This is a genomic window from Corynebacterium sp. (assembly GCF_012837295.1).
Lineage (GTDB): Bacteria > Actinomycetota > Actinomycetes > Mycobacteriales > Mycobacteriaceae > Corynebacterium.
On the sequence record NZ_DURI01000186.1, the window covers coordinates 1 to 9,827 of the forward strand.

The following is a 9,827-nucleotide window of genomic DNA, read 5'->3' on the forward strand; positions in this document are numbered from 1 at the left end:
ACGATCGGCGAGCTGCGCATCCTGGAGGATCACGGCTTCACCATCGCCCGCCTGCGCCGCGGCGACGCCGACGTCGTCCCCGACAAGGACGATCGGCTGCAGCTGTCCGATCGCGTCCGCGTGGTCGCGCCGAAGCAGCGCATCGAGTCGATCCGGGCGTTCCTCGGAGACTCCGAGAAGTCCTTGGCCAGCCCGGATCTGCTGCCGCTTGCCCTTGGTCTGGCGCTGGGTCTGGCGCTGGGCGCGATCCCCATCCCCATGCCCGGCGGCGGCACCCTGTCGCTCGGATTCGGCGGCGGCCCCATCATCGCGGGCCTGGTGTTCGGCGCGCTGGGTCGCACGGGCCCGGTGCGGTGGCAGTTGCCGTACCACTCGACGAAGACTCTCGAGGCGTTCGGCATGGCGCTGTTCATGGCGGGCGTCGGCACCACCGCGGGTGCGGGCTTCCGGTCGGCGCTCACCGACCCGACGAGCTTCCTCTACATCGGGCTGGGGCTGGTGGTCACGCTGGTCAGCGCAATCGCGACGGTCGCCCTGCTCATGGCGTGGCGCAAGCTCACGTTCGACGAGTCCATCGGCGTCGCGGCCGGCATCACCACCAACCCGGCGGTCATCGCGTACCTGAACACGGCGTCCGGCACCGACCTCGCGGCCCGCGGCTACACCACCGTGTATCCGGTGGCGATGGTCGGCAAGATCGTCGCCGCGCAGGTGCTGATCATGATGCTGCTGTAGCTGTTTAGGCCGTTGATGCGGGTCAAGTTGGTTTAGCCGCGCCCCCGCGGGGCCGGGCTACTCCCAGTTCGACGCGGCGACCACGGCCGGATCGACGTCGAGGCCGGTCCAGGAAATGGCGAGCTCCTCGAGCGCCTCCTCCTGCTCCGTCTCGATGGCCTTGGCGCGGTAGAGCTCCAGCAACGCCAGGAAACGGCCGACGACCTCCATGGACACGCGGCACTCGGACGTCAGCTGCGAGAACGTCAGCCACGTTCCCTCTCCGGCCAGCCGCAGCGCGTCGAGGATGCGACCGGCCTGCTCCGGCACGGACACGGCGACCTGGTGGATGTGGCCGATGCCCACTTCCTCCGGCGGCTTCGGGCGCATGACGACGGCCGCGAACTCCGCGAACGACTGCGCGTCCATCCCCAACTCGACGGGAGGGAGCAGCCCCTCGAACCCCGGGTCGGGGCCCGTTGCACGCGGGTACCGGTGCGGGGCGACGCGGGCCCAATCGGCGAAGAGATCGGCGACCCGGCTGTAGGCGCGGTACTGCAGCAGGCGGGCGAACAGCAGGTCGCGGGCCTCGAGCAGCGCCAGATCCTCTTCGTCGTCGACGTCGCCGCGCGGCAGCAGGCGGGCGGTCTTCAGATCCAACAGCGTCGCGGCGACGACGAGGAACTCGGTGATCTCGTCCAGATCGTTCACCGCGTCGAGGCTGCGCGTGTACGCGATGAACTCGTCGGTCACCGCCGCCAACGCCACCTCGGTGACGTCCATCTTCTTGGACCCGATCAGCTGCAGCAAAAGGTCGAACGGGCCGGTGAAATTGGCCAGCGCCACCCGGAAGCCGGTGAGCTCCTCCTGGATTGCTTCGCCCGCCACGGCACCGGCGGGCACCGCTTCAGGGGCCACCGCGCCCGGATTCACCGGGCCGCCCGGCTCCCGCACCGGCTCGTCGGCAAGCAACGGCGAACCTCTACCCGCCGGTGCGCTCGATGACCTCGCGCGCCAAGTTGCGGTACTGGTCGGCGCCCGGGGACTTCGGGGCCCAGCGGGTGATCGGCTCGCCGGCCACGGAGGTCTCGGGGAACCGCACGGTGCGGGTGATCACCGTGTCGAAGACGGTGTCGCCGAAGACCTCGATGAGCCGCTCCATCACCTCGCGGGCGTGGAGGGTCCGGCGGTCGAACATGGTCACCAGGATGCCCAGGACCTCGAGGTCGAAGTTCAGGCGATCGCGAACCTTGCCCACCGTGTCCGTGAGCAGCGCCAGGCCGCGCAGCGAGAAGTACTCGCACTCCATGGGGATGATCACGCCCTGCGCGATGGTCAGCGCATTGACGGTGAGCAGGCCCAGCGACGGCTGGCAGTCGACGATGATGAAGTCGTAGTCGCGGCGCACCGGACGCAGAGCGCGGCCCAGCGCCTGCTCGCGGCCGACCTCGTTGACCAGCTGGATCTCCGCGGCCGACAGATCGATGTTCGCCGGCACCAGGTCCAGGCCCGGCACTGAGGTGTGGTGGATGGCGTCACGGACGTCGGTGTCCGAATCGATGATCAGGTTGTAGACCGTCAGATCCAGGTCCTCGTGCGGGATGCCCAGGCCCGCGGACAGGGCGCCCTGCGGGTCGAGGTCGACGAGCAGCACCTTGCGCCCGAACTCCGCCAGCGCGGCGCCCATGTTGATGGTCGACGTGGTCTTGCCGACGCCGCCCTTCTGGTTGCACATCGCCAGAATCGTCGCGGGCCCGTGGGACTCCAGGGGCTTCGGCTCCGGCAGCTCGCGCAGCGGACGGCCGGTGAGGCCCACCTGCATGCCCTCGGCGTCGAACAAGCCCGACTCAGCCACCGTCAACCCTTCTTCCTTGACATTTCGCACGCACCGCGCGAACCACCGCGGATCGGCGCACCATTGCGTCGGCGGTGCCGATCATCGCCGGGAGCGGACGCCCCCTCTCGCGACCACTGTACCGGCGCTCACCGCGCCCGCGGGTGAGCACCCGCCCAAACCCTGCGGAGATTATCCGCCGTGACCATCGTGTAGATCTGCGTCGTGGTCACCGACGCGTGCCCCAGCAGCTCCTGCACGGACCGGACGTCGACGCCGCCCTCCAGGAGATGCGTGGCGAAACTGTGCCGCAGCGTGTGCGGCGACACCCTCCCGGCCAGCCCGGCGCGCTCCGCCACCGACGCGAGAATGTTCGCCGCGGACTGACGCGACATCCGCCGGCCCAGCGAGTTGATCAGCAGCGCCGGCCCGGAATTCGCCCGCGCCCACCCGGGGCGCCCGCGCACCAGCCACGCGTCGACGGCCTCGATCGCCGGCCCGCCCACTGGAACGATGCGCTCCTTGCCGCCCTTGCCGCGCAGCAGCACCAGGCGCTCCTCGCGGTCGAGGTCGTCGATGTCCAGGCCCGTCACCTCGGACACGCGCGCGCCGGTCGAGTACAGCAGCTCCACCAGCGCCCGGTCGCGGACGTCGGCGATCTCCGCGGCCTCCCCGACGGGGATCGCGTCGATGAGGCGCGTGACCTCCTCGACCCGCAGCGCCTTCGGCAGCGAACTGCCGCGCTTGGGCGGGGCCACCGCGGCCGCCACGTCCGCGTCGACGTCGCCCTCGCCGAGCGCGAACTTGTGCAGCCCGCGCACCGCCGACAGCGCCCGCGACACCGACGACGCCGCCATGGGCGGCTGCCCGGCGTCGGCGTCGCCGCGCGACAGGTGCGCCACGAAGGCGCCCACGTCAGCCTCGGTGACTCCGCGCAGATCCCCGCGGCCCAGCCCGTCCAGGTAGTCCAGGTACTTCGCCAGGTCGCGCCGGTACGCGCCCAGCGTGTTCGTCGATGCCCCGCGCTCCACGGCGAGGTGGTCGAAGAACGCCTCCGCCACGGCGCGCGCGCCGCTGGCGGTCGGCCGGTCAGTTGTCGTCATCCGCCCCCGCTTCCGGGACCCGCTTCAGGTCCGCGTCCGGGCCCAGCGCCGCCGCGCGGCGGGCCGCGAGCCGGGTGGGGCGGATCGCGAACGGTTCGCCTGCTTGACGACGCTCCCGCCCCTCCGTCAGAGTCACGTGCGCGGCCAGAATGCCCGCGACGGCGATGGCGTTGACGACCTCCCCGCGCAGCACCATGTCCGCGGCCTCGGCGAGGTCGACCCACGACTCGGTCATGTCGGCCTCCTCGTCCTCGGGTTCGGGGCGGTCGGCGTCGGAAAGCCCCTCGGCCAGGTACACGCGCACGGTCTCCTCCGCGAAGCCCGGCGAGGTGAAGATGTCCGTGAGCACCGACCAGCGCTCCGCGGCGACGCCGGCCTCTTCCGCGAGCTCGCGGCGCGCGGCGACGAGCGGATCCTCGTCGGCGACGTCGAGGATGCCGGCGGGCAGCTCGACCAGGCGGTCCTGCGCCGTCTGGCGCCACTGGCGCAGCAGGCAAATGCGGCCGTCATCGTCCAGCGCCACCACCGCCACCGCACCGAAGTGCTCCACGATCTCGCGGGCCGCGATCCGGCCGCCCGGCATGCGCACCCGGTCCCGGCGCAGCGCGATGATGGGCGCCTCGACGAGGATCTCGGAATCGACGACGTCGAAGGAATGGGAACCGGCGGCGGAATTCGAGGATGTCATAACTACGTGCCTACCCCTGCGCCGCGGATTCCGCGAACTCCCGCGGCGCCGAGTTCTCGTTCGCGTCCTCGCCCGTGCCCTCGCTCTCGCCCAGCGCCGCGCCGATCATCCCCGCGAACAGCGGGTGCGGGTTCGTCGGGCGGGACTTGTACTCGGGGTGGGCCTGGGTGGCCACGAAGAACGGATGCTCGTCGCGCGGGTACTCGACGAACTCCACGAGCCGCCCGTCCGGCGACGTGCCGGAAATGACCAGGCCCGCTGACTCGATGGCGTCGCGGTAGGCGTTGTTGACCTCGTAGCGGTGGCGGTGGCGCTCCGACACCTCCGTGGCGCCGTACGCGTCGGCGACGACCGAACCCTCCAGCAGCGTCGCCGGATACGCGCCCAACCGCATCGACCCGCCGAGATCCGCCTCGCCCGACACCGCCGCCATCTGCTCCTCCATCGTCGCGATCACCGGCGACGGCGTGGCCTCGTCGAACTCCGTCGATGACGCGTCGGGCACGCCGCCGCGCCGCGCCGCCTCCAGCACCGCGCACTGCATGCCCAGGCACAGCCCCAACAGCGGGATCCGGTGTTCGCGGCAATGGGCGATCGCGCCGATCTTGCCCTCGATGCCGCGCACGCCGAAGCCGCCGGGCACGACGACCGCGTCGACCCCGGCCAAATGCTCCGCCGCACCCTCCGGCGTCTCGCACAGGTCGGAGGCCACCCACTTCACCGCCGCCTTCGCGCCATGGGCGAAACCGCCGGCCCGGATGGCCTCGGCCACCGACAGGTACGCGTCCGGCAGATCCACGTACTTGCCCACCAGCGCCACGGTCACCTCGTGCTCAGGCTCGTGCACCTTTTCCAGCAACCCGCCCCACAGGTCCCAGTCCATGTCGCGGAACGGCAGCCCCAACCGGCGCACGATGAACGTGTCCAGGTGCTCGTCGTGAAGTACCTTCGGAATGTCGTAGATGCTCGCCGCATCCGGGCACGACACGACGCCCTCCAGGTCGACGTCGCACATCAGCGCGATCTTGCGCTTCAGGCCATCCGGCACCACGCGGTCGCAGCGCAGCACCACCGAATCCGGCACCAGGCCGATCGAGCGCAGCTCCGCGACGGAATGCTGCGTCGGCTTCGTCTTCAACTCCCCCGACGGGCCCAGGTACGGCACCAGCGACACGTGCAGGTAGTGGATGTTTTCGCGTCCGACGTCGTGGCGCACCTGGCGCGCGGCCTCGAGGAAGGGCTGCGACTCGATGTCGCCGACCGTGCCGCCGATCTCGGTGATCACCACGTCCGGGCGCAGGCCGTCGGCGCCTGGCCGGTCCATGCCGACGATCCGCGACTTGATCTCGTCCGTGATGTGCGGGATGACCTGCACCGTCTCCCCGAGGAATTCGCCGCGCCGCTCCTTCGCGATCACCGACGAGTACACCTTGCCCGTGGTCACGTTCGCCCCGCCGTACAGGTCGCGGTCGAGGAAACGCTCGTAATGGCCCAGGTCCAGGTCGGTTTCCGCACCGTCCTCGGTGACGAACACCTCGCCGTGCTGGAACGGGTTCATCGTCCCGGGGTCGACGTTGAGGTACGGGTCCAGCTTCTGCATGGTCACGCGCAGCCCGCGCGACGTCAGCAGCCGCCCCAGGCTCGCCGCCGTCAGGCCCTTGCCCAACGACGACGCCACGCCCCCTGTGACGATGATGTACTTCGTCACGTGTTCGCCATGTCGCCCGTTCGCCATGCCAATCATCTCCCGCGTATCGCTCGGGCGGCGGGCCCCATCGGGGGCCGCGCCGCAGGCCGTCTCGTGCCGACCACGGGATTTCAGGCTAAGCGGGCGCCGGGCTCACGGGAAGCGAAAACACATGCTTGACGACGCTTTTCGCGCCTCATCACACCGCGTCCGCCAGATTCAACGGCCGGGTAATGGGCGCGAAACACGGCGGTAACACGCCGCGCCGGGCGGCTGGGCGCCCACCTCCCCGCGCGAATTCGACAAATGCAGCCACGCGATTTCAGCTCCTGGGCTTTTACCGACGTTCACCCGGCCAATGGCTGCAATTGTCGACCAAGGGGCGTGCGACGGACGGGTCGGGGACACGCGACGGGACGGAAAACACCCCGCTGCGGGCCCGCGAACGAGCAACTCATCCCCTGCGGTCAGGTGGGTGAGCAACTGGTCGGCGGTCGGCTCCGATATGGCCGACTACTCCGCGGCGGGGGTTTCCTCGGCCGGAGCCTCCGTTGCGGGAGCCTCTTCGGCCGGAGTTTCTTCCGCGGGGGTCCCCTGAGCGGGCGACTCTTCGGCCGGAGCGTCCTCGGCGGCGGGAGCGCCGGAGCCCTTGGCCTCGACGATCGCGCGGACCACGCCGACGCGGCCGGCGATGTCGCCGACGGCGGCCTGGGTCTTCACGGAACCGGCGGTCTCCGAGGCGTTCAACACCTCGATGACGCCGCCGTCGCGGTTCGACTCCGGCTCCCCGGCCACGACGACCGTGCCGTCGGCGGACAGCGCCTCGGCGAAGTCGGCGAGAATGCGCGACCCGACGGACCCATCATCGTCGCCATCGGGACCGGTGCCCGACCCCGTGACGATGACGATGGCCGCGGTCGGCCGCATCGTCCCGTCCTCGTACTCGATGAAACCTGCGTCGCGCAGCGACCCCAGCAGCAGCCGACGGTCGGCGATCGACGCGCGCTCTTCGGCATCCTCGCCGACCAGCAGCGCCGGCGACAGCGCCTGGCCGGCCTGATATCCCGGGTCGCGGCGATCGACGTCGAGCTCCGTGCCCGAGGGCAACGCGCTGGTGACCACGTCCTTGAGCTCGTCGGCGCCCTCGGCCGATTGGAACTTCTCTGTCAGGCCCATGCGGGTGACCGCCGGCGCACCGGCATCGCCCAGCAGCGTCTCCATGGCGTCCACGGACTCCGCCTCGGCGTCCGGGGTGGTCACGAGCAACACCGGGACGTCGTCAAGCGAACCTGCGACGACCTGCGCCGACAAGTCCTCCACGACGCCGTTGGCCACATCCGCGCGGGTGTTCGCGGCATCCCGCTCGACGATGGCGGCGTCGCGTTCCTGGGCGGCCCGCTCGCCACCCCACTCGATGCCGCCCTCCGGCGCCAGCACGTAGGCCCCCAGGGCCGTGCCCGCCGCCACGCCCAGCGCCGCGCCCGTGATGCCGGCGCTCCACGCGCCCGACCGCTTCTTCGCCATCGTCTCTCCCCCGGACTACTTGAACAGGCCCTGGAACCACAGGGCAATGGAATTCCACGTGTCGACAAGATTCTCTCCCACCGACCCATCGCCCGCCGTGCCCGCGATGGCGATGATGACCGCCAGCGCCACGATGATCGCCAGCAGCGCCCACATGAAGCGCAGGCCGCCGCCCTCGACCCGGTACAGATCCGCCACGACGTCGCCGTTGACCAGCTTGTCGCCCGCCTTCAGACGGCTGAGCAGCGCCGACGGCAGAGACTGCTGATCCGCGCCCGCGTAGACGTCGCCCTGGTCCAGCGAGGACCCGGCGGTGACGATCATCGTCGCGCCATGGTGGTCGGCGAGCACCAGCGCCAGGTCCGTCGCCGAATCCGACAACGCCGGGAACGTCATCGCGCCGATGCCCAGATCCTGGATGTGCTCCAGGCCCTGCGCGTGGCCGTCCGGGTCGGCCGGGAGAATGACCCGGGCCCCGGAGCGCAGCGTGTCCGCGCCGATGCCCGACGGGTCGCCGATGATCAGATCCGGTTCGTAACCCTGCGCCACCAGCGCGTCGGCGCCCGCGTCGACGCCGATGAGCACAGGGTCGAACTCGCGGATGAAGCCCTTGAGGTTCTTCAGCGTCGCCTCGTGGCCCGCGCCGCCGCTGACGATGAGCGCCTTGCGGCCGTCCAGGTCCGTCTCGACGTCCGGGATGCCCAGGCCGTCGACGTACAGCGGCGATTCCGTCGCCGCGAACTCGACGAAGTTGCCGGAGAACGCCTCGAGCCGGTCGACCATGCCCGTCCGCGCCTCGTCGAAGTCGGACGAGATCTTGTCCATGGACACCTCGTCGCCGGCCGCCACGCGGCGGTCGCCGAGGTACAGCTTGCCCTCGTGGAGACGGTGGACCTTGCCGTCGCGGAGCTTCGACGACTCCGACAGCTGCGCGTTCTCCACGAGCACCACGTCGGCGTCGATGAGCATCTGCGGCCCGAAGTTGGGCACCGCGCCGGTGGTGAACGCACCGGTGTTGACCACGGCCTTCGCCTTGGCGTCGATGACGCGCTGGGCGAGGACGCGGGAGATGTCGGGCGCGTCGATGACGACGATGTCGCCTTCGGCGAGCTTGTTCAGCGCACGGTCGGAGCGCAGGCAATCGCGGACGGTGCCCGTGATGCCGGGTTCGTCGGCGGTCTTCTTCGAGAACAGACTCATGGGCCACAGTCTGCCGCCGGGCGCGGCAAGTTCGGTGGAGGCGCGCCGGGGCCTGTGAACGCGCCGCGCCTATTTCCTCCGGTCGGCCTGCGCCTTCTCCAGCAGGTCGGTGGCGTGGGCGCGACCGGATTCGGTGCCGTCGAGGCCGGCCATCATCCGCGCGAGCTCCTCGATCCGGCGGTCCCGGTCCAGCGCCCCGACGCCGGAGACGACGCCATCCTCGGCGACGTCCTTGGCCACGTGCAGGTGGGTGTCGGCGTAGGCGGCGACCTGCGGCAAGTGCGTGACGACGATGACCTGGTTCCGCTCGGCCAATCGTGCCAGGCGACGCCCGATCTCGACCGCCGCCCTGCCGCCGACGCCGGCGTCGACCTCGTCGAACACCAGGGTGCGGCCGCCGTCGCCCTCGGCGAGGACGACTTCCAGGGCCAGCATGACGCGCGAGAGCTCGCCGCCGGAGGCGCTGCCGGCCAGCGGGCGGGGTTCGGCGCCCTTGTGCGCGGAAAGCAGGAAGGAGACGTCGTCGGCGCCGGAGGGGCCGAAGGACCCGGCCTCCGAGACCTCCACGACCAGCGAGGTCATGGGCATGGCCAGACCCTTGAGTTCGGCGGTGACGCGCTCGCCGAGCTCCGCGGCCAGTGCGGTGCGGATCTTCGTCAGCTTCTTCGCGGCGGCGCGGACCTTCTTTTCCAGCGCGGCGACGTCGGCGGCCAGCTTCTCCAGCGCCTCGCCGGAAACGTCGAGAGTGCCCAGCTTCCGGCGGGCCTTGTCGCGCCAGGCCAGCACGCCGTCGATGTCGGGGGCGTACTTGCGGGTGAGATTGCGGATCTCCGCCTGGCGGGCCAGCAGCCCGTCGAGGGACTCGGTTTCCTCCGGCAGCGATTCCAAGAACGCGCCCAGGCCAGCGGAGACGTCGGTGAGCCCGCTGGTGATCTCCCCGATGCGCTCGGCCAGATCGGTCAGCTCCGAGTCGCCGGAGGCGGCCAGCGCATGCTGCGCGCGGCCCAGCAGATCGGCGGCGCCCTCCTCGTCGTCGGCGCCCAGACCGCCGGCCGCGGCGCCGATCGCACCCGGGCC

At 70.9% G+C, this 9,827-nt stretch carries 8 protein-coding genes and 1 pseudogene; 1 reads left to right on the top strand and 8 read right to left on the bottom strand.

Annotation, left to right across the window (positions count from 1 at the left end; genetic code table 11):
• Positions 1-735, top strand: a 735-nt coding sequence (locus tag GX015_RS06250; protein ID WP_291343657.1) for a TrkA C-terminal domain-containing protein, incomplete at its 5' end; no start/stop codon positions are given.
• Positions 736-792: 57 nt separating this feature from the next.
• Here the strand turns inward: GX015_RS06250 and GX015_RS06255 are convergent.
• The 8 genes and pseudogenes from GX015_RS06255 to GX015_RS06290 all read right to left on the bottom strand — a co-directional run.
• Positions 793-1,617, bottom strand: a complete 825-nt coding sequence (locus GX015_RS06255) for a segregation/condensation protein A (RefSeq protein ID WP_291343666.1) — start codon at positions 1,615-1,617, stop codon at positions 793-795.
• Between the two features lie 79 nt (positions 1,618-1,696).
• Positions 1,697-2,569: a ParA family protein gene (locus GX015_RS06260; protein WP_046650680.1), complete on the bottom strand. Its 873-nt coding sequence runs from the start codon at positions 2,567-2,569 to the stop codon at positions 1,697-1,699.
• 128 nt (positions 2,570-2,697) lie between these two features.
• Positions 2,698-3,651: a site-specific tyrosine recombinase XerD gene (locus tag GX015_RS06265; RefSeq protein ID WP_102214800.1), complete on the bottom strand. Its 954-nt coding sequence runs from the start codon at positions 3,649-3,651 to the stop codon at positions 2,698-2,700.
• Positions 3,638-4,339 (bottom strand): NUDIX hydrolase, encoded by a 702-nt coding sequence (locus GX015_RS06270; protein WP_291343661.1) that lies wholly within the window; start codon positions 4,337-4,339, stop codon positions 3,638-3,640. Before GX015_RS06270 ends, GX015_RS06265 begins: the two co-directional genes overlap by 14 nt.
• A gap of 10 nt (positions 4,340-4,349) precedes the next feature.
• Positions 4,350-6,074: a CTP synthase gene (locus GX015_RS06275; RefSeq protein ID WP_291343663.1), complete on the bottom strand. Its 1,725-nt coding sequence runs from the start codon at positions 6,072-6,074 to the stop codon at positions 4,350-4,352.
• 465 nt (positions 6,075-6,539) lie between these two features.
• Entirely contained in the window at positions 6,540-7,550 is a 1,011-nt protein-coding gene (locus GX015_RS06280) for a copper transporter (protein WP_291343664.1), read from the bottom strand.
• Between the two features lie 15 nt (positions 7,551-7,565).
• Complete coding sequence (steA, locus tag GX015_RS06285; protein ID WP_291343665.1) at positions 7,566-8,750, bottom strand: putative cytokinetic ring protein SteA; 1,185 nt, start codon at positions 8,748-8,750, stop codon at positions 7,566-7,568.
• Between the two features lie 69 nt (positions 8,751-8,819).
• Positions 8,820-9,827: pseudogene (locus GX015_RS06290) on the bottom strand (DNA repair protein RecN); the annotation flags it as partial.